The organism is Segatella copri (assembly GCF_026015295.1).
Classification (GTDB): domain Bacteria; phylum Bacteroidota; class Bacteroidia; order Bacteroidales; family Bacteroidaceae; genus Prevotella; species Prevotella copri_C.
Genome location: NZ_JAPDUW010000002.1, coordinates 188,686 through 206,750, shown reverse-complemented (window position 1 = coordinate 206,750; position 18,065 = coordinate 188,686). Strand labels below are relative to the sequence as shown.

The window sequence follows — 18,065 nt, the reverse complement described above, 5'->3', positions numbered from 1 at the left end:
TGCTTCTACAGCCTCAAGACTCATTTTCATCTAAATGAGCATTTATAAGCAAGGATACTTATTCCTTTCTATACTAGGACATTTTATCATCAGAACTATTCCTCTTGCAAATCAACAGGAAGAATTTTGTTCAAACTATCTTTTGTGAAAAAAGGTTCTCCATTCTCTATAGCTTTTGAAGCCTTGCCATATCCTCTAGATGTGGTTCGAGGTGCATTAGCATATACAGATAAAGTGCGTTCTTTAAGTTCGTCTCGTCTTTCTTGGATTTCTTCCACATTTATACTTTTTGCCTTAATGTCATAAAGTAGAGAAAGATATTCCTCTCTCAAATCCAATAATTTCAAGGCTGTCGCACCATGAGATGCAGAAAGTTCACCCAAGTCATAGCCTTTAGCCAAGGAATTGGCAATAACTAACAATGCGGATATACCAGATGATATTAGTGCTGCCCATCTAACACAATCATACTGACCATCTCGTAATGGCGTATTTTGACTTACACCAAACAAGATGAAGATTATACCTGTTGTGGAAATAGCAGACAATACAATTTGAGCTATCTTTATCCAATTATTCCAGCATCTATAAATGTCAGCATCCTTCTCGTGTATCTTATGAGTCCAAAATACATTGCCATACGAATTTCGAATTTGAGAATCTAAAAGTTTAATAACCTTATCTTCATCCATTATCGCTTTCTTTTTAATGTTCTATAGGAACCAATATTCTATCTCGTGCAACCACCACACCATTCTTGATGATATAACATTCTACGTAATGAGGACCAAAGAAATTGGATGTTTCTTTACGACCATTATTGCTAAGATTAGGGTTTTCTATTAAACCTCTCAAGCAATTACGACGTTTTGCTTCGTCACCTACATTTTTCACCTTCCATTTTACGATATAGTCACCTGGTACATCAGTTGAATCTATATAAAACTTCAAGGTATAATCATGATGTATCAATTTCTTCTGTGACAACAAATCTCGTAAAAATATTGGTCTGAACCCATTACGTTCTATCTTGCAATCTATTTTCAAGTCATACAATATATCGACAGGATACTTATCTTCGATAAACTGTTCATTATCATCATATGTTTGTGCATAGCAACGTGCTTCTGTAAGACTATCTTCTGCCTTTGGGAACTCTTTGCCAAAGATTTCACGCCAAGCATCGTTTCTAGACTCATCAGTTTCCTCAGCTATTGCTTGCTTAGCTTTATCGTAAGCTTTGCCCGCCTTACTCCTAAATGGGTGTTTAACCTTAACATCCTGGTTGCTGCCCAACGCTTGATAGTGGTCTTGTTTAGGTTGGTCTTTAAGGAACCCAAAGAAGTCCTTGCACATATCATCAAAATCTGAATATGAGGCGAAATCATAATCATCACGGTCTTTCAAGAAATTGTATGCCAACGTATCAACAAGAAGGCCACCCATTGCAACCCCCATATTATTCTTCCAAGATCTTGTCATCTTACACAACAAGCGGTGATGCGTACCATGATTCTCCTTAAACTCAGTCATCGCATTCTGTTCTTGTTTTGGCTTGGTAATCTTATAACAGCCGTATTTAGTATCAGGATATTTATAATTAGTATATCCATCATCCCCCTCCTCTTCAAAAACAGGTTGAACTTCAAAAGTAAAATCTGTAAAGAACACATCTACCACCAAACGATCGTACTTGATATTTGTAGTGGGATAACGTTCTTGCAGGGCATCACGTACATCAGCCAGCAAAGTCTTTGGAGAATTTTTGTATGTATCCCATTTAGACTTTGGCATGATATACAACAAATCCAAATCAGAGATACCTTTTATACCAGTATAACGTCCATACGAACCAACTCTCAAACTATTTGCAGTTTCAGAATCGGTATCTCTAAATGTTTTATTTAACTTCTTGGTAATTTCGTTATAACGACTACCAATCTTTTCGTAATTATCAACCTTGATATTATCAAGAAACGTTGAAAAAGAAGAACTTACTGTCATATCAATACTTTTTAATTATTTATGATGCAAAAGTACCTCTTAACATTGCAGACCTGCTTCATTGTTTCCGGAAATTATATATCAGCGTTATATTTTATGATATTTTTAGCTCGACCTACAAGACTTTCCTTCAAATCTTGGGGTTCAAGTATCTCACAATTATCAGCATAAGACATCATTATCGTCTCGAACTCATAATTCGGAATCAAGTCTAAAGAGAAGATAGTATATTCTTCGTGTCGTTCAACTACCCGCTGTGAATGATGAATAGGCTTTGTCTCTATATAAGAAGAGGTGGGTGGATATGCCTTGATGACAATATGGCTGCAAGATTCATTGAACTTTAGTGATACTCCTACTATATCCTTGAAACAAGCGTCAATATCTCCTTCATACGGTTCATAGGATTCTTTCTCCAATACCTTGTAATCATCAATTCTGTCCAATGGTATAACAACCAGCGGTAACTTTTCAGACTTGGCAGGTTCCTTGCCCACCAAGAACCACCTATTATTATATTGGCGCAATTGATAAGGATGTACCAGACGTTCCCAAGCTTCACCAGTAAACTTATGATATTGAAGCGATACCACCTGATGACTCGCTATTGCTTCATACAATCGGGAAAAATAATTCAGTCCACGCAAATCTTCGTTCTGCGAGAAGCTAACGTATGACTGCTGAGCATTATCCAAATTGAAGGTTGATTTCATCTGAGCAATAGTGGCTTCCAACCATTCGTGATTTGGCAATCCTTTGAATCGAGACAACATACTAATGGTATCTGAAAGCAATTCTGCCTCCTGCTGACTCATTGGAAGATTCTTAATTGAAAAGTTTGAATCAGAATAACGATAATAAACTTTATGACCCTCTCTCTTTGTTACCAAAGGGATAGCCCCACCTGCCTTCCGTTGCATAAAGCTTATATCTGCACGAACTTGTCGCTCAGTAACGGAAGAACCATCATAATAAAAAAGCTCTTCATTACAGGCTTTAACCAGGTCGTCGATAAAATATTTCTTTCTCCAATCACGAAAGCAGCGGTCTAAGACCATGTATCTGATATATGCATTCTTTCCCTGAGCCATAAGCTAATTCTATCTAATCTTTGCGATTAATCTTTGTAAAATTCACAGGTGGAAGTATAACACTTCCCAGTCCAGCCTTTAATGCGATATTGGCAATATGCTCACGAACAAAAGGAAAAATGATGGCAGCACCATTAATTCTACCAAACTGTTCATTGTCCAATATTTGAGAATTACCAGTTCTCTTAAAAACCCCAACAAAAGATACCACTATCTTATATTGCTCTTCATCTTTAAGCTTATTCGTTACAGTGGTAGTAAGCTTAACGTTTACAGTATTATCCTTTGAACCTACACCTGTTTCAAAAGATACCTCCTGCTCCGATTCACTAAAGTTTATTTTTCCTTTGCGGGTAAAACTAGATTCTGTGAGCAGAATACTCTCTACATTAAATCCAGATTGCTTGTCCTTAATATTGTCCATCATATTTAAGCTGCTTGTAATAAACTGTCATCAAATGACATTACGATTTCCTTATTATTTAACACGATTTTATCCTTATACTCGTTACTGGTATAATCCAAGTCAAGTGATTCTATTTCAACTGCAGTATAAGTATCATAGAATTCCGGTGACATCGTATTAAAATCAACAGAATTCTCCTTATAAGTATCTACGTCCTCAGAAGAATCATTTATGGTGATGTGATCATCCAACCTCAAACCACCTTGGGCATAGTCTGAACCTTGAATACTCCAATCAATATGCTCTATTCCAACATAAGCATCTTCTGAGATAAAAGAAATATCCTCATAAGGGATTGCGTCGTAAGCACGTTCAAAGAAATCACATTCCCATATAGCAAACTCATCACTATCAAACACTACCTGTGGTAATACTTCAATCGTATGTAAGTTTGCCAATTGGTCGTACTCATAATTGACTTTTACATTCTTGAAAGTTTTGACAAATTCCGTCAATTGTTCTTTCAAATAATCAAACGCTACCATATCTAAAATGTTTTAATATATTTCTAACATCCTGTGCTAACTCAATTGCTTGATTACTTTGTGTAGAAGTAATATCAACTTCTTCATAATCAGCTTTAGTTCTCAACTTTTTCAACTGACCTATTTTGTTAGCAAATTCCACGACTTTTTTCTTATCCATGATAGAAGTACAAGCCTGTGTCATTCGCTTACGAACATACCCAATCATAATTTCATGAGAGCCATGAAGCGTTGAATCAACATCATTCTTCATTTCATTCTCATTATTGATGCCAAACTTCTTATAACAAAGATGCTTCATGAGAAGAAGGCAACTATAATAAGCACTATGAGGAACTACTAAAAAATAGCATTTATTAGTATCGTTGTTAATATCCTCAGCAGCACTCATAAACAAGTCTGACTTATTTGTATATATGCTCATCATAAGCTAAATATTATACTTGTCCGAGATTTGGTGGCAAAGTTATCATTTAATATTGCAAACATACTTCATTCTTTTAAAAAACATATATGTTGAAAGCACCCTCAATACAAGCTAAAGATACTTTTGCTCTTGTATCACCAGTTTGTTCAATACCGGCAAGAGCTTTTCTATCTTGCGGCACTTCACCTTATTATAATAGAAGTCTATATCATCGAGGAGGTCATAAGCCCTATACCCAAGCCCTAAATCCCTACCATAGGGATTAGGGATGTAACCGCCCTCTGTGCTGTTTTTCTAAAATCATCCCGTCCTTCTTTATTGATAAAGCGAGCTGCACTCGGCAATTTGAAAACGAGTTTTCATTGCACTCATTGGCATCGCTTTTTCCCATTAAAGAAGGCTCCACCTCTCATCTCGGTCTTCTCCCCTCAGGGAAGAAGAGGAAAACCGCCCTACTCGGTGCTCGGAACCGCTACGCTCTAAGGTTGGCGGACCAAAGCGGTCTTTGCCATGTTGTGCGGGATGGGACCGCCTGGGTATAACTTTCTATAACATTTTACTCAGATAACTCATATTAGTGGGCTACCAGCCAAAAATGTCACTATGTGTACCTGTATCGGCTAAAATCAGAATCAATTCTTTATCATTTTGTTTCCAAACTAAAAGCCAATCGGAAGTAATATGACATTCCATACACCCTTTATAGTTTGACTTTAAAGGATGTGGTTTATATTCTGGTGGTAAAGTTCCAGTTTCTGCCAAAATAGAAATGACTTTACGAAATTTACCCTCAGAGCAACCTCGTTTCATACATTTTTTAAATGACTTTTTAAACAATGTTGAATACTTAACTGTATATTTCATCATTCAGCAAGACTCTTCATTAATTCATCCAAATCATTAGTAGCAAAGAGTTTTTCATTCTTTGCTGCTTCTAATGCCTTGTCTAATCTACAAGCCTTAGGGGCTTTTTGCTTTTTGGCAACCCACCCGAATTTCTTAATCAATGATTTGAAAAGAGAAATATCGGTTGCAGGGACATCTAATGTATATGTAGCTGTATTCATAATTGTATCTCCTTTTTATAGGTGAAAATATAAGGGTTTTCTGTGAAACTACCAAATTTTTGGGGCGTTTTTTCTACTCCGCCCAATTACTTATAGAGATCTACGGTGATATCGAATGGTGAATCGAAATCGTTCAGCATCTCGGTCTTCTTTCTTGATTATTCTTTATCTTTTTTTATCTCGTCAGCAGGTTTCTCCACCAATTTTTGCTCTGCCTGGCTGGCAGTGGGCGCAATGAGATTGTTGCCGCCATGAATATTGAAGATAGCATGGGGATCCTGACACTCCTTGATTTGATCGATGAGGCCATGATACTCCTTGGACATCATCTTGCGTAGCAGACATTGCACTCGGGAGACGTCGGCAAAGTGATTCTCATTCATGAACTCCTGTGCCTTCTGTATCATGTACAAATTTTTATCCTCCATACTAAATTAACCATCTAGAATCAATAAAAGCCAATTTTCAGCAGCAATTGACCATAATCCGCAAGTTTTGCGAGTTGAAAATCCTATAGTTGTACGACTGTAAAGCTACAGTTGTACGACTATACATGCTATAGTTGTACAACTCTGGGGTTATAGTCGTACAACTATAGGGGTCATAGTCGTACGACTATAGATTTTCAAGAGACCAAATATATTTTTCAATTTTTATACACTACTGATTATCAGTAATTTACCAAGCCTCAACATAATTTCAATTCTACAAAACGAATTTGGATTCATTGAAAATTCTGAAATTATGGAGTGCGTAAAAGTGCCTTTTGTCAGTATTTTTCCTCACGCTACTTCATTGGTGATCATTTCCACTTATACCAGGCTTCATTGATATACTTGCGGATATTACTGATGCCTGTAGTTACCTGTGGTGCCAAGGGCTGTAAGACTTCGATGAACTCCTGCTTCACCATAATATCTTGGTCAACCTTTACATCTGTATCATTCACCATATCCATCACCACCTGAGCCAATTCCTTGGCATTGGTGCATGCAGAGAGCTTGGCTACATATTCTGCTAATGCTTCCACATTATTAATATATAAGGAGAGACGGGTTGTTTCGGATGAGAGAACAGACTCTTGACTTGTGGTCTTCACCTTCATCATCTCCTCTATGTACTTGTCGCCATAAAAGTTTTGCTCAGCCTTGATAGCATTGGGCAGAATCTGGTTGTTACCGCCAGAGATATTAAAGACGATATTTGCCTTGCTGGTATCTTCCATTGCTATGATTTTTATTAAAAGTGAACGTATCGTGAATGAGTAGTAAACAGATGGTGAACGTCAGTGAAGGCATTTGTTTTCGCCTCGCCAATGTTGTATCTTCGCAACGTCAATCAGAACAAACGGGATTGCAAATCTCTTTGAACTGACGATGACTGAACTTTAGTATTAATCTTTTAAATGTTTCAATTATGAGTAAAAGCTACAAAGTTGCAAAGAAGACCATTAACATGGGTGAGAAGAAGGGACAAACAGTTTATTCTGTTAGACCTTACAGTTACGGAACCTTGACCACCGAGGAGGTTGCTAACCAAATCGCAGTGGAGTCTACAGCTACTCCTGCAGACGTAAAGGCGGTACTCGACCGCTATGCTTACTACGTGAAGGAGAACCTGAAGAAGGGTTACGACATCGAGTTGCTTGGATTCGGCAAGCTCTTCATCCGCTTCATTACCGGCAAAGCCGTAGAAGATGAGAGTAAGGCGAACGCTAAACTCGTCAAGAGTCTCGTTCCTGCCTTCCGTCCTTCTTTCACCAAGTTGCAGAATGGTACTCGTCTCTACAACCTGATTCCTGATTCCATCGAACTCGTCAAGTACGGTGAAGAGAAGAAGGATAAGACCACTGGCGGCGAGACTACTGGTGGTGAAACCACTGGCGGAGAGACCGCTGGCGGCGGTTCCGGCACCGAGGCTGGCGGAACTGGTTCCGACAATGGTGACGGATTGGAATAGTCTCCAACTCTGGCAGTGCCTTACCTCTCTGAAAGGGAGGCACTGCTAAACTCTGATCACTTATTGTTTCATTTAAATTTTATTGATTATGAAAATGTTTCGTTCTAACTCTGAATCAAATCCAAACAAGATTTCCTGGACTCAAATCGTAAATGCCATCGTACAGGCGCTGATTGCTGCTCTCACGGCACTGGGAGTAAGCTCGTGCGCGAATGCCTTATAGCAATGTTGAATGTTGAGTGTTGAATGTAGAATTATTCCTATGACGAAAGATACATTTCCAATGAACATTGGCGGGGGGAAGGTACGCTCTGAGCGCATGCTCCGCGCCAAAGTGGAGAACGGCAAGAACATGATGTCAGCCGACTCTGTGAGATTTCTGGTACTGCATTGCTCGGCTAGCCGATGCAATCAGGACTATAGTGTGGAACAGCTGCGCCGTGACCATAAGGCTCGTGGGTTTTATGACATCGGCTATCATTTCTACATCCGAAAGGATGGTACGATGACGCAGCACCGTAAGCTGCTGGAGGTGGGGGCTCATGCCAGACCTTATAATGGATGCTCTATCGGCATCTGCTATGAGGGAGGGCTCGATGACCAAGGCAAGCCTTGCAACACCATGACAACTGAGCAGGAAACGAGACTCATTGATCTTTTCAGGAATCTGAAGATTCTCTTTCCGAAAGCGAAGATTGTGGGCCATCGGGACTTGCCTGGGACTACTCCGAAGGAGTGTCCGTGTCTGGATGCTGGAAGCTGGGCTGCCCGACACCGCCTTGATTAACTCTTATAACTCCTTTTGGCTGGCATTGCTGGCTAAAGGAGTTTATCATGATACGTCTTTCCAAAGTGCGTCGGATCTGTTGCTACAAAACCATTTTCAGCTACATATCCTTCACTTTTTGCCATGGCTTCGCCGTCGTCCCCTGCAATAGTGGACGTAACCTGTGAGTGTATATTTGTCTCTTTCATCATGCGAATCAAGTTCGTTTTTTGATGACGTTCATCTGAATCTCGATATAAGAGACACAGAATCTCCTTGCAAAAATACGAAAATTGTTGGAAACTAGCAAATTATGCGTGTTAAAAAATTAATATCATTCTACGAAAATCAACATTATTTTACTATTCTTTTCGTACATAATTTCCTAAGTCGTTGATTGAACGAAAGTTTTAGGTTTTTCTGTATCTCTTATATAAAGATTCTGGAAAATTGGTTCATTTTGGTTCATTTTACAAAATCCCTCTTTTTATTCTTTTTTGTGGCTTATAGGACTGCCACTATTTTGGCGTTGGCATCATCTACTTTATTATATATGTCATTTGCGGTAACTTTGCCTGTCCACAGGAACTCTCCGAGCACTTAAAGCTCAGTCGCCGCACCTTGCAGGAATACCGCAAGCCAATAATTGATGGGAAAATCAGAGATGACAGATACACCTGATACAATTGCCTCTAAACGAACAAAGGGGAACAACCAGTCTTTGGTCGTTCCCCTTTGTTCGTTGTATTCATTCTGATTACATCACATGATTGTCAATTTTCCAAGGCTTGATATCATCATTCGTTTCATGTATCCAATTGCTCACATTATAAGATAATTTATATCTGTCTCGGATAAAATGAGTAAAAGGATTTCTAAAATCATCCCGTCCTTCTTTACCATTAAAGAAGGCTCCACCTCTCATCTCGGTCTTCTCCCCTCAGGGAAGAAGAAGGAAACCGCCCTGCTCGGTGCTCGGAACCGCTACGCTCTAAGGTTGGCGGACCATCAAAGGTCTTCGCCATATTGTGCGGGATGGGACCGCCTAGGGATAACTATAGTATTTACATAAGTTTAATGCTTATTTACACAAGTCTGAGAAAAACAAAGACTAGCAATATATATTGTTATCTCCTCATTAACTTTGCTGCAAATTCAAAGAAATCTGCAACGTTTTTGAAATCGTCAAACTGCTGACAATAAATACTGGCATAAGGCTCGGGAAACCTACTGCGTATATCAGCCTTTATCATGCTTGCCAAAGCTTCCTTGGTATAGGCTTTCAGCAATTTGTTGTATTGTTCCTCGCTCATAATATTCTCTGTTATTTCAACATCCTTGCTATATGCATCGTCTCATAAACTATGATACTACCATCAAGAACTGCATTCGAAAATAAAGAAGCAAAGTATTCTTTGCTATTCACTTGTTATTATCTGATGTTAGAGATATTTTCAACTATCTAATTAATATAAATCCTTTAATAATTTTGGAAGTTCATTATAATCACTATACCATATCACTCTCAAACCCAGTTCCACGAAAATCTGCTTTTGGATTTTCATTGCTTCATTGTTTTTTGCTTCTGCATTTTTGTCTGTACCAAATTCAGATATACGTGGCAAGAAAACAAAATGCCTTGGATCATTTTCACTATCTTGGATGGCAATATCAAGAAGGCGTCGAAGATTAGGATCTGTCATTGACAAACCGATAAAGATGCAGGTTGTTCTACTCAAAGCATGAAGCTGCTCCACATTTGACCAGTTGTAAGAACTTGCATAAACTCTATGGTACTCTTCTTCACTCAAAACAGGAACGGACTTTATGTCATCTTTATTGGCATAAGGGATAAATCCATGAACATGATAAATTGGGAAAAACCGTTGCGGTTGATTCTGCCCAAAGACAGAATAGTTTCCTATACCTCTTTTTCTTAAGGCTCTTTCCATCACATCATCAAAATTATAAGTAATGATGCTCTGAGCTTGCGATTTCTTACTATCGACAAGATTACATATCTCGTCAATAAGTGGAGAACGATATGCCGAAATACCACCATAAAGTGCATCATGTAGGCATTGATAATAATCCTCGTCATTAGACTTTTTCTCCATCATCATTCTGACGAATCTACCCATGACAATAGAAGAGTTATAACAAACCTTTGTTAGTTTCTCTATATCTCCATCTTTGAATTCTTTTTGCTTGCAAGTGTCTATCATATCTTTCAGAAGATTCCACCAAGAAGGAAGATTTGCAGACATACTAACACCAGCCCCTAGAAATAAGGTAAACCTTTCTTCTGTAAGACTTGTCTTTGCCATTTCCAAAGATTTGTATCGGTCTATAAGCCAATCATAGGTGGTTCTATTCGGGATTGTAGACAATCTATTCCCAGACAATTTATCCCAAAACTCTTGTAATGAGTAAATCTGAAACTTGTTTTTATATTGCTTTCTTATCCTGTCTTTTACTGATACAGGTATTATTCCAAAGGCATACAAGAGTATAAAGTTACGAATTTCATGCTTTATACAGAGTTGCTGATATAGCATCTCATACCTTGATAGGGTATCAAACAATATTCGTCCCTTAATTTCAATAGCAGTAGCACCTTCAAGACCGAAATCAATTGTTTTTTGATCTATTTGCCTTTTCACATACCCCAATCCATCAGGAAGGAAAATATCATAATAAAGAGGACTATATCTTGATCTGACTTCTGTATCAAATCGAATATTATAGTTTGAGAGCATCATTGTAATGGCATCAATTGCTTCGCTCTCACTTCTAAAGTATACTGCATTCATTTATTTTTCTTTTATAAAATATCATCTATTCAGTTTCCCATTCATCACAGATGGAATGGTAAAACTCCTTGTTCTTTCCCTCATTCAACCAATTCTCCACGAAATGTGGATTATCACTTTTTGGTTTAGGACTAGCTGTGTTTATACGAGCCATTACTGGTGTTCTTACTGCGTCTCCTAATATAATAGCATGTTGTTGTGGCAATATTGGCAATTGATTCAGAACTTCTGAACTCGCAGAAGAAACCAATTTTCTGATATATTGTTGGTCATCTGGATTTTGAAGACGATGAATGATAAAACTATTGCACTGAGAAAGAACGGTCTTTGATAACTCTGATGGTCGCTGGCTTGAAATAACTAGTGACAATCCATATTTACGACCCTCACGAGCTATTCGCTCAAAAACTTTGCGAGATATAGAAGTTCTGTCTTTCTTATTAATTTCCGGGATGTAATTCTGAGCTTCTTCCAACACCATAACAATCGGCATTGTTCCTCTATCTTCTTCCTTGAACCTTGAAACAAATTCAAGGACGATTCTACCAACAAGTCCCGTAATCGTCTCTAACACCTCAGAAGGAAGGAGCGACATATCAAGAATTGTAATTTGGCTAGGAGATCCTTGCTCTACATCAACATTCACATTCTTAATGTACTCGGTATAAATATCACTGTTTGTTGTATCATATACTTTGCAGTAATCACCCAAAAGAAAAGAGATGAATTTTACCAATACATTTTCTATATCCTCTTTAGTTTCCATCATCAATGGACTGGAAATACGCATGTCATCCTTAAAAGATTGCATACGCATTTTCAAGGTTGATACGTATTCAGCCAAACGGTCAGACGAAGTTTCTTGTTCTCGGATTGCAACATCAAAATAGGTTGACAACAAATCCGAAAAATTATAGAATATAGGCAAATCCAAGTTTCTGTTCTCTGATGTTGTTGCAATATTTTTGTCTGCAATGAATTTCTCTATTAGTTTTTGTAACTTTGGCAAAGCATCAGCTATCACACCAACATCGGCACTTCCATTAGGAAAACCTTTGTCATTTTTTGTCAAATTTCCTTTTCCTTTTACTAATTCCTCCAAGACCTCTATCAATTCATCATATAAGTCTGACTTTGATTTTGCTCTTGCAACCTTGAACATTTTCAGGATTGTTCCTAAATCATCAACAAGGCAGTTTTTCATCGTAATTGTATTACCCTGCAATGAAGTTAACAATGAATTTAACTGGGATAGCTGAAACTTGGATAGAGTTTTCGTGGGTTCTTGAATATCGTTAGTACTTTTTGCCAATCCTACAGCTCTCTTCAATATTGGTGCTTGACTGCCTGTAGTTGGTTCAAAAAGATAATCTAAGTCATCATAATTCATAAACCAATAAGGTATCCTCAGACCTTCCTTAGTTATAGCTAAAGGATTCACAACATTATCTTCTGACAATTGGAAAGCATTCTTATATTCCCCATTAGTATCAAAAACAATGAAATGAGCACTCTTCAATCTTTTACCATTATAAGTAAAATGGAAAAGGCTCTGTAATATGGAAGCTAACGTGCATGATTTACCCGAACCTGTATTACCTAAGATTGCAGCATGCTTACCAAAGAATTTATCTGGATTTATCTTTATTTGAAAATCAGGAAAGGCTGGTGATGTGCCTACCGGCAAATAAAAATCCTCCTCAAAATTTACTTGCTCTGTTTCCTTCTTTTGATCAAAGATTTTCTCTAAATCCTCTCTTACGACATACCATACAGGATTATCCAAAATAGGATAGTTGTAAACGCCCATGACGTATTTTTTATTGTTTTCAATTGTACCAATCATGGTAGCCGACAAATATCGAGAAGATTCTGTCAAGAACAATGCTTTATTACTTTTACACAACTCAGTTTCCTCACGAGTTTGAACACGATTGATGATAGCGACAATTCTATCTGCGCCTACTGGTATAATAATGTAAGAATTGATTCTTGCTATTGGATAGATTTCATGAAAGCCACTTTTATATAGGCTCTTCAAATTATCCTCCAATTTGACATATACCGTAAGACTATCAACGGAAACTATATGACCTACTTGCCTTTCTTGTTCCATAATGTATTGCACTATTTATTTAACAATGTTTCCAAGGTCTTGATTACTTCATCCGAAGACGAAGCATCTGTAAAAGTTGGCATCATTTCTGTTGAGAATGTTAAGAAATCACCAATGTCATTTCCTTCCAATATAATGATACGAGGATCTTTCAAATCTCTCAAACGCTTAATCTCTTGAGACTTTTCTGATTTTTGAAAATTCACAATTATTAATGTGAAAGAAGGATTTGACAATGCTTGGTAGATAATATCATTGAAATGCTCATCGCAGAAAGAATAGCCAATAGCAAACAGTACTGACTGAGGTTGGGAAATTGCACTACTAAACTGACGGATAAGTTCCGAATACGGCAAATCTAATGTATATGACTTCTTAACAGCAGATGGATATATCATCAAATCTCCATAATCAAAAGATTCGCTTGAATCCTTTGACTTTTCTTTGATTAAGTCTATTGGCATTTCCTTAATTCCATAGACATTTGATGCATTCAAATCATGATCTTTAACCCACGTAACTGAGCCATGCAATTTGAAATACCTAACGACTTTTTCTATACGTTGTACTTTACCTGATGTCGTAGAACCAGGATAAAATATATCATAGTCAAATGTCTCTGGTTTAAAGTAACGATGATGAAAGTCAGAAAAGCCATCAATGTACTTTACTCCTATATTATCGAAGGCATATTCAAAAGCCAAGTCATAATTACTTGTGAATATGTTCGCACGTTTCAGATTTAAAGGTCTTTGTAACAAAGACTTCAAGAACTTCTCATGAAAGATATATTTATCCTTTTTGAATAATTCCTTATAACCTTTACTCTTAATACGCTCCAAATCTCTATCGCTGGTCGTTCTAAGATGAACATCGCATAGATTGAACATTGCCTTCTTGATGGCAGAAATCAAATTGCTTAATCTTGTAACTTTATCATTATCTTGCTCAGCTTCTGCTACATACAAATTGGCAATAAGGTAATTCAACAAAGATTCCAATGGGACTTCTATTTCTCCATATTCATCAACAACCTCTACTTCATTCCCTTTTTCGGTTTCCTTCTTGACTTCACAATTTCTATAGAACTCACCATCATAAGTATACTTCCATCCATAGGAGTCTGTTCTGACCTTATCTTTCTCTAACCCACTCGTTACATTCTTCTGCATCTTTTGAATGTAAGCTTTGAAATCATTTGCAATATCCTTATTCTTGCCTTTAAGGATGTCATCTTCAACGGCAAACGGAATGTTTTGTATAGAAGCTGCTCCTAAATGAATTGATGACCCCGTACCAAAAAGGAAAGAAACATTATCCAATTCCAAATAATCACGGAACATCTTCTGTATACGCTCAATAACATTCGAGCGCATTTCTTTCTGCTGTTCTTCAGAAAGGGACTTGCTATCATCTACAACTTTTCCCCATTCAGGAAGGACATTTGTTCCACCTATATAGATATTATTGTCTTCTACAAACATAGCATCAAATGAATTAGTTAATAAACCGACTACTTTTCCTTATTATAGAAAAACTGATAGTAATTCATTCCTGAAGCTTCATCAAAGCCTTGGACGATTTTGTCATGCCCTCCCAAGATATTTATCTCAAAATTGGAGTCAAGATATAAAGTCGTTTTTGGTAGTGAACTTTTCTTTTTTACCAATGGCATTTCTATATGGATGTCAATATTCTGCATTTGAAAAGGATTTTCTTTCGATGACAAATAGCGTTCAAATTGCTTATCCAAACCGCCTTCACCGAAAATTTCTTTTGAAAAATCATGGACTGACACGGTTTCAGCCTGCCCCAATGCCTTTCTTACCTTAGATATAAGATTGGCTTTTTCTACCTTTGATTCATCAGAGTAATTGTCCGCAATGAAAGCCTTGCAAGAGTTTAGAAAATTCTTGGTTTGTGAGTATGATGTTGCATCTGTCATAACGTGGAGAAAATCGTCTTTCCAATACTTAGACTGAATGCCTTTTGACTTTTTATCTACAGAGAAAACAACATAGCCATTTTCTTCATTGACATTGAAAATCAAGCAGCCTTTCTCTACCTTAGAGAAACTTATGACCTCTGACTTTTTTATCTCATAGCCATGTTCTGTATGGAAATATTGATAAGCAGGTTGCTTGTTTTCAGTCTTTAGTATGGCTATTGCATCCGTCTTCTTGCCATCAATTTCACAATCTGACAGATAAACAATGTTCAACTCTCCAGACTTTGTCATCGGGTGGGATGTTTTCTCATAGAGAATTTTCGCGATAAACTCTGATTGCTCTTGAAATCTTGAGGCATCTTCAAATATAGTTTTGACAAATGTATATATTGGATTTAATGCCAATGTACTTTCAAAGTAGAAGTGACATGGCTCTTTGGTGTCAAAAGACTTAACCAACATTGATGTTATATCAGAAGATATATCCGTATAGTCAAGTTCTTTCTCAGAGAATGAGACACCTTCATCTCTGCTTTTGTTGCCAACATAATGAACTATCATGTGGCTTATGTTGCCTATTTTAATTTTCATTGTCTTTGTTTTGCTCTAAAACATATTGGGGAATCAAGGCATTGCCATTCGTAAAATGTTCTTTGGTTACGAAATAATCCAACTTGTTTTCTCCTGTCCAATAAGTATCTGGTGCATGCTCAACAAGGATTATTTGGAACTGCTCTTTTTTCTCCTCTGTCACATATTTCATGAATCGGTTGATACCTGCGAAAGCATCAAGCAATTTTTCCTTGTCGGTTGTCTTTACATTCTCTGAACCTGCATAATATGGTATGCTCGGTTGGTCTATGAAGAGAAACTGACCGATATGACGCATATTCAAATTCTCGAAGAAATAACGATGAATACCTAAGAAGAAGCAAAGATGAAGGAACATATAGTTGGACTGGCTACCTATAACATCATAATTGAGTATTGACTTGCCATTGTTCAGCATTAGACGCTCCTGTTTCATATCATATTTGGTATAGCAGTGCTCATAATGCTCCATATATTGGAAACCATCAAAGATATGCTGGATACACTCGTTCAGTTTTGGAATGGTGACCAATTGTTTCTGCTCTATTGCATCCTTCATTTGCTCCAATACGGAAATTCTCTGAGCATCTTCTTCATTGAAGATTTCTATATTTTTTAATTCTTCCTTATGTTTCTTTTGCCAAAGTCGTTCCAGCTCTACTATTTTAGATTCCAAGAAACCAATTAGTTTAATGTTATTTACTTGTTGATACAGAGAACCTTTTTGCTTGGTTATCTTCTCCATATTATCCTCTATTGATTTCAACTGTAATTCCAGACTATGTGTTGCCTGTTCTGAAACAAATGGCAAGGCCTCTACCAATCGCTTGTTTGATGATATCTTTTCCAAGGAACTTTTTAGAGATTTTACAACATGGGATGTCCACATATTGGATCCTTGACTGATAATTTTCTCGTGCAGCACTTCAACAGGTTTCAATGAGTCTTCAACCAATCCCAATGACTTGATATATTCTTCCTGTTCTTTCTTTGCACGTTTTATGTTTGTCAACTGAAGACTTATGCGCGAGTGCTTTTCCTGCAAAGCCTTGAATTCTTCGTCGTATTTGTCTTTTTCTTCCTTTGGAACAGTATTTTCTTCCAAAATTTGCTTCAAAACAAGAATCTGTTTTTCATCAGGATAGTCTTGTATTTTATCTGTCAATAGTTTTGCATCAATACACATATTGACAAGTTGAGTTAAAAGGTCATTAAAGCCATCTGTTTTGCTTCCTAATGACTTTTTGTAGCTATCATAACTTTTCTTTTTCTTCTGAAGATTTTTAAGTTCCTCATTTATCTTATTAATTTGTTCTACATCAGGAGTCAAAACAGACTCCACAAACTTGCAACGATCTTCCGTTTCTTTAAACATGTCGATGCCATAGAATTTGTAGTTCAAAAAATCGTATGGGGAAGTTATTATATTTTCTGTCAAAGCATTGAAAACAAAGCTTGATCGATAGAAAAGTTCTTTATTGGATTTATATCCAAAAGCTCTATCTAACTCTCGTCTCGCATCATTGACATGCGAATTACATGACGTTGGATAAAATGGCTCAGGAAAAGGTTCATATTGGAGATACAGCTCTGGAGGAACGACATCTACTGTAGGTCTTTTCCTTGCTATGGCAAAGAACTTGTCACCAACATTGAATTCCAAACCATACCAGCGTGCATTTTCGTTAATAACAGGGAATACAATGTTTGGACGACCTGACAATAGGCAATAATCTATAATAGCATAAATATTGCTCTTACCTGTAGATGAACTTCCAGTAATTACATTTACCCTATTGTTCTCAAAGGTGATGACACGAGGCTTTATCCCTTTGTCGAACCATATATATAGTTTTGATATAAAAAATTTCATAACTCAATATTCAATTTATGGTAATCATAGGCTATATCAGCATCCTTTACCAACTTCAATAGCTTAGAAGCAGCAGTTTGGATACAAACAAATCTCTTGCTATCACATTTTGACAATATAGACTCATAACTTGCTGCATTTTCTGCTATGACAAACTCTCCATACAAAGAAACTAAATTCAAGTCTAAGAGAATTGATATCCCATTTACGACTTGCGAAAGCAAATCAATGTATCTATCATTGAAGTTGCTCAAATAAACCTGGTTTTGCGTAACAACAGAATCAAAACTGTTATAGTTTTGATATGTCATTTTTTGAGTGATGTTATCATCTAACAAAATCGGCATAAGTAGAGCCACTTTTGACAATGGTATTCTTGGTGATACACTTAACATAGACATAATCGCAAAAGCAGTTATAGCCACATTATTATATATATAGTAACCAGAGATTTTCATT

20 protein-coding genes are annotated in these 18,065 nt (G+C 37.0%); 3 read left to right on the top strand and 17 right to left on the bottom strand.

What is annotated here, in order from left to right:
• Nucleotides 1–95: 95 nt before the first annotated feature.
• The 10 genes from ONT18_RS17035 to ONT18_RS16990 form a co-directional block, all read right to left on the bottom strand.
• Complete coding sequence (locus ONT18_RS17035; RefSeq protein ID WP_264907244.1) at nucleotides 96–692, bottom strand: SLATT domain-containing protein; 597 nt, start codon at nucleotides 690–692, stop codon at nucleotides 96–98.
• Nucleotides 693–705: 13 nt separating this feature from the next.
• Nucleotides 706–2,004 carry a nucleotide-binding domain-containing protein gene (locus ONT18_RS17030; protein WP_264907242.1) on the bottom strand — a complete coding sequence of 433 codons (1,299 nt, stop codon included), beginning with the start codon at nucleotides 2,002–2,004 and terminating at the stop codon, nucleotides 706–708.
• 74 nt (nucleotides 2,005–2,078) lie between these two features.
• A complete protein-coding gene (locus ONT18_RS17025) occupies nucleotides 2,079–3,095 on the bottom strand; it encodes a helix-turn-helix transcriptional regulator (RefSeq protein WP_264907240.1) in 1,017 nt (338 codons plus the stop codon).
• Nucleotides 3,096–3,108: 13 nt separating this feature from the next.
• A complete protein-coding gene (locus tag ONT18_RS17020) occupies nucleotides 3,109–3,522 on the bottom strand; it encodes a protein-export chaperone SecB (RefSeq protein ID WP_264907238.1) in 414 nt (137 codons plus the stop codon).
• 2 nt (nucleotides 3,523–3,524) lie between these two features.
• Complete coding sequence (locus tag ONT18_RS17015) at nucleotides 3,525–4,046, bottom strand: hypothetical protein (protein ID WP_264907235.1); 522 nt, start codon at nucleotides 4,044–4,046, stop codon at nucleotides 3,525–3,527.
• Nucleotides 4,033–4,473, bottom strand: a complete 441-nt coding sequence (locus tag ONT18_RS17010; protein WP_118153928.1) for a hypothetical protein — start codon at nucleotides 4,471–4,473, stop codon at nucleotides 4,033–4,035. The genes ONT18_RS17015 and ONT18_RS17010 overlap by 14 nt, the downstream gene beginning before the upstream one ends.
• Nucleotides 4,474–5,055: 582 nt before the next feature.
• On the bottom strand, nucleotides 5,056–5,337 hold the full coding sequence (locus ONT18_RS17005) for a type II toxin-antitoxin system YafQ family toxin (RefSeq protein ID WP_264907283.1): 282 nt from the start codon (nucleotides 5,335–5,337) through the stop codon (nucleotides 5,056–5,058).
• Nucleotides 5,337–5,540 carry a hypothetical protein gene (locus ONT18_RS17000; RefSeq protein ID WP_117695734.1) on the bottom strand — a complete coding sequence of 68 codons (204 nt, stop codon included), beginning with the start codon at nucleotides 5,538–5,540 and terminating at the stop codon, nucleotides 5,337–5,339. Before ONT18_RS17000 ends, ONT18_RS17005 begins: the two co-directional genes overlap by 1 nt.
• Nucleotides 5,541–5,698: 158 nt before the next feature.
• Nucleotides 5,699–5,947 carry a transcription-repair coupling factor gene (locus ONT18_RS16995; RefSeq protein ID WP_228114886.1) on the bottom strand — a complete coding sequence of 83 codons (249 nt, stop codon included), beginning with the start codon at nucleotides 5,945–5,947 and terminating at the stop codon, nucleotides 5,699–5,701.
• Between the two features lie 395 nt (nucleotides 5,948–6,342).
• A complete protein-coding gene (locus ONT18_RS16990; RefSeq protein WP_264907232.1) occupies nucleotides 6,343–6,765 on the bottom strand; it encodes a hypothetical protein in 423 nt (140 codons plus the stop codon).
• A gap of 191 nt (nucleotides 6,766–6,956) precedes the next feature.
• On the opposite strand from ONT18_RS16990, the gene ONT18_RS16985 reads away from it, so the two are divergent.
• The 3 genes from ONT18_RS16985 (at nucleotide 6,957) to ONT18_RS16975 (ending at nucleotide 8,286) form a co-directional block, all read left to right on the top strand.
• Entirely contained in the window at nucleotides 6,957–7,499 is a 543-nt protein-coding gene (locus ONT18_RS16985; protein WP_264907230.1) for an HU family DNA-binding protein, read from the top strand.
• Nucleotides 7,500–7,587: 88 nt separating this feature from the next.
• Complete coding sequence (locus ONT18_RS16980) at nucleotides 7,588–7,722, top strand: smalltalk protein (protein ID WP_153079614.1); 135 nt, start codon at nucleotides 7,588–7,590, stop codon at nucleotides 7,720–7,722.
• Between the two features lie 39 nt (nucleotides 7,723–7,761).
• The gene (locus ONT18_RS16975) at nucleotides 7,762–8,286 is read left to right on the top strand and encodes an N-acetylmuramoyl-L-alanine amidase (protein WP_264907228.1); all 525 of its coding nucleotides are present in this window, start codon (nucleotides 7,762–7,764) and stop codon (nucleotides 8,284–8,286) included.
• Nucleotides 8,287–9,392: 1,106 nt separating this feature from the next.
• Here ONT18_RS16975 and ONT18_RS16970 read toward each other — a convergent pair.
• From ONT18_RS16970 to ONT18_RS16940, 7 genes are all read right to left on the bottom strand, one after another.
• Nucleotides 9,393–9,578 (bottom strand): hypothetical protein, encoded by a 186-nt coding sequence (locus ONT18_RS16970; RefSeq protein ID WP_264907225.1) that lies wholly within the window; start codon nucleotides 9,576–9,578, stop codon nucleotides 9,393–9,395.
• Nucleotides 9,579–9,731: 153 nt separating this feature from the next.
• Complete coding sequence (locus ONT18_RS16965; protein WP_264907223.1) at nucleotides 9,732–11,078, bottom strand: SIR2 family protein; 1,347 nt, start codon at nucleotides 11,076–11,078, stop codon at nucleotides 9,732–9,734.
• Nucleotides 11,079–11,103: 25 nt separating this feature from the next.
• Nucleotides 11,104–13,194, bottom strand: coding sequence for an ATP-binding protein (locus ONT18_RS16960; protein ID WP_264907221.1), 2,091 nt, complete (start codon nucleotides 13,192–13,194; stop codon nucleotides 11,104–11,106).
• 11 nt (nucleotides 13,195–13,205) lie between these two features.
• Nucleotides 13,206–14,678 carry an SIR2 family protein gene (locus ONT18_RS16955; RefSeq protein ID WP_264907219.1) on the bottom strand — a complete coding sequence of 491 codons (1,473 nt, stop codon included), beginning with the start codon at nucleotides 14,676–14,678 and terminating at the stop codon, nucleotides 13,206–13,208.
• Between the two features lie 29 nt (nucleotides 14,679–14,707).
• Nucleotides 14,708–15,733, bottom strand: coding sequence for a nucleoid-associated protein (locus ONT18_RS16950; protein WP_264907217.1), 1,026 nt, complete (start codon nucleotides 15,731–15,733; stop codon nucleotides 14,708–14,710).
• A complete protein-coding gene (locus ONT18_RS16945) occupies nucleotides 15,723–17,606 on the bottom strand; it encodes a DUF3732 domain-containing protein (RefSeq protein WP_264907215.1) in 1,884 nt (627 codons plus the stop codon). The genes ONT18_RS16950 and ONT18_RS16945 overlap by 11 nt, the downstream gene beginning before the upstream one ends.
• Nucleotides 17,603–18,064, bottom strand: coding sequence for a three component ABC system middle component (locus ONT18_RS16940; RefSeq protein ID WP_264907213.1), 462 nt, complete (start codon nucleotides 18,062–18,064; stop codon nucleotides 17,603–17,605). Before ONT18_RS16940 ends, ONT18_RS16945 begins: the two co-directional genes overlap by 4 nt.
• Between the last annotated feature and the right edge of the window lies 1 nt (nucleotide 18,065).

Excerpts from the sequence above, each read along its gene's own strand:
- ONT18_RS17035 (WP_264907244.1), bottom strand. The coding sequence starts at position 692 with ATGGATGAAGATAAGGTTATTAAACTTTTAGATTCTCAAATTCGAAAT.
- ONT18_RS17030 (WP_264907242.1), bottom strand. The coding sequence starts at position 2,004 with ATGACAGTAAGTTCTTCTTTTTCAACGTTTCTTGATAATATCAAGGTT.
- ONT18_RS17025 (WP_264907240.1), bottom strand. The coding sequence starts at position 3,095 with ATGGCTCAGGGAAAGAATGCATATATCAGATACATGGTCTTAGACCGC.
- ONT18_RS17020 (WP_264907238.1), bottom strand. The coding sequence starts at position 3,522 with ATGATGGACAATATTAAGGACAAGCAATCTGGATTTAATGTAGAGAGT.
- ONT18_RS17015 (WP_264907235.1), bottom strand. The coding sequence starts at position 4,046 with ATGGTAGCGTTTGATTATTTGAAAGAACAATTGACGGAATTTGTCAAA.
- ONT18_RS17010 (WP_118153928.1), bottom strand. The coding sequence starts at position 4,473 with ATGATGAGCATATATACAAATAAGTCAGACTTGTTTATGAGTGCTGCT.
- ONT18_RS17005 (WP_264907283.1), bottom strand. The coding sequence starts at position 5,337 with ATGAAATATACAGTTAAGTATTCAACATTGTTTAAAAAGTCATTTAAA.
- ONT18_RS17000 (WP_117695734.1), bottom strand. The coding sequence starts at position 5,540 with ATGAATACAGCTACATATACATTAGATGTCCCTGCAACCGATATTTCT.
- ONT18_RS16995 (WP_228114886.1), bottom strand. The coding sequence starts at position 5,947 with ATGATACAGAAGGCACAGGAGTTCATGAATGAGAATCACTTTGCCGAC.
- ONT18_RS16990 (WP_264907232.1), bottom strand. The coding sequence starts at position 6,765 with ATGGAAGATACCAGCAAGGCAAATATCGTCTTTAATATCTCTGGCGGT.
- ONT18_RS16985 (WP_264907230.1), top strand. The coding sequence starts at position 6,957 with ATGAGTAAAAGCTACAAAGTTGCAAAGAAGACCATTAACATGGGTGAG.
- ONT18_RS16980 (WP_153079614.1), top strand. The coding sequence starts at position 7,588 with ATGAAAATGTTTCGTTCTAACTCTGAATCAAATCCAAACAAGATTTCC.
- ONT18_RS16975 (WP_264907228.1), top strand. The coding sequence starts at position 7,762 with ATGACGAAAGATACATTTCCAATGAACATTGGCGGGGGGAAGGTACGC.
- ONT18_RS16970 (WP_264907225.1), bottom strand. The coding sequence starts at position 9,578 with ATGAGCGAGGAACAATACAACAAATTGCTGAAAGCCTATACCAAGGAA.
- ONT18_RS16965 (WP_264907223.1), bottom strand. The coding sequence starts at position 11,078 with ATGAATGCAGTATACTTTAGAAGTGAGAGCGAAGCAATTGATGCCATT.
- ONT18_RS16960 (WP_264907221.1), bottom strand. The coding sequence starts at position 13,194 with ATGGAACAAGAAAGGCAAGTAGGTCATATAGTTTCCGTTGATAGTCTT.
- ONT18_RS16955 (WP_264907219.1), bottom strand. The coding sequence starts at position 14,678 with ATGTTTGTAGAAGACAATAATATCTATATAGGTGGAACAAATGTCCTT.
- ONT18_RS16950 (WP_264907217.1), bottom strand. The coding sequence starts at position 15,733 with ATGAAAATTAAAATAGGCAACATAAGCCACATGATAGTTCATTATGTT.
- ONT18_RS16945 (WP_264907215.1), bottom strand. The coding sequence starts at position 17,606 with ATGAAATTTTTTATATCAAAACTATATATATGGTTCGACAAAGGGATA.
- ONT18_RS16940 (WP_264907213.1), bottom strand. The coding sequence starts at position 18,064 with ATGAAAATCTCTGGTTACTATATATATAATAATGTGGCTATAACTGCT.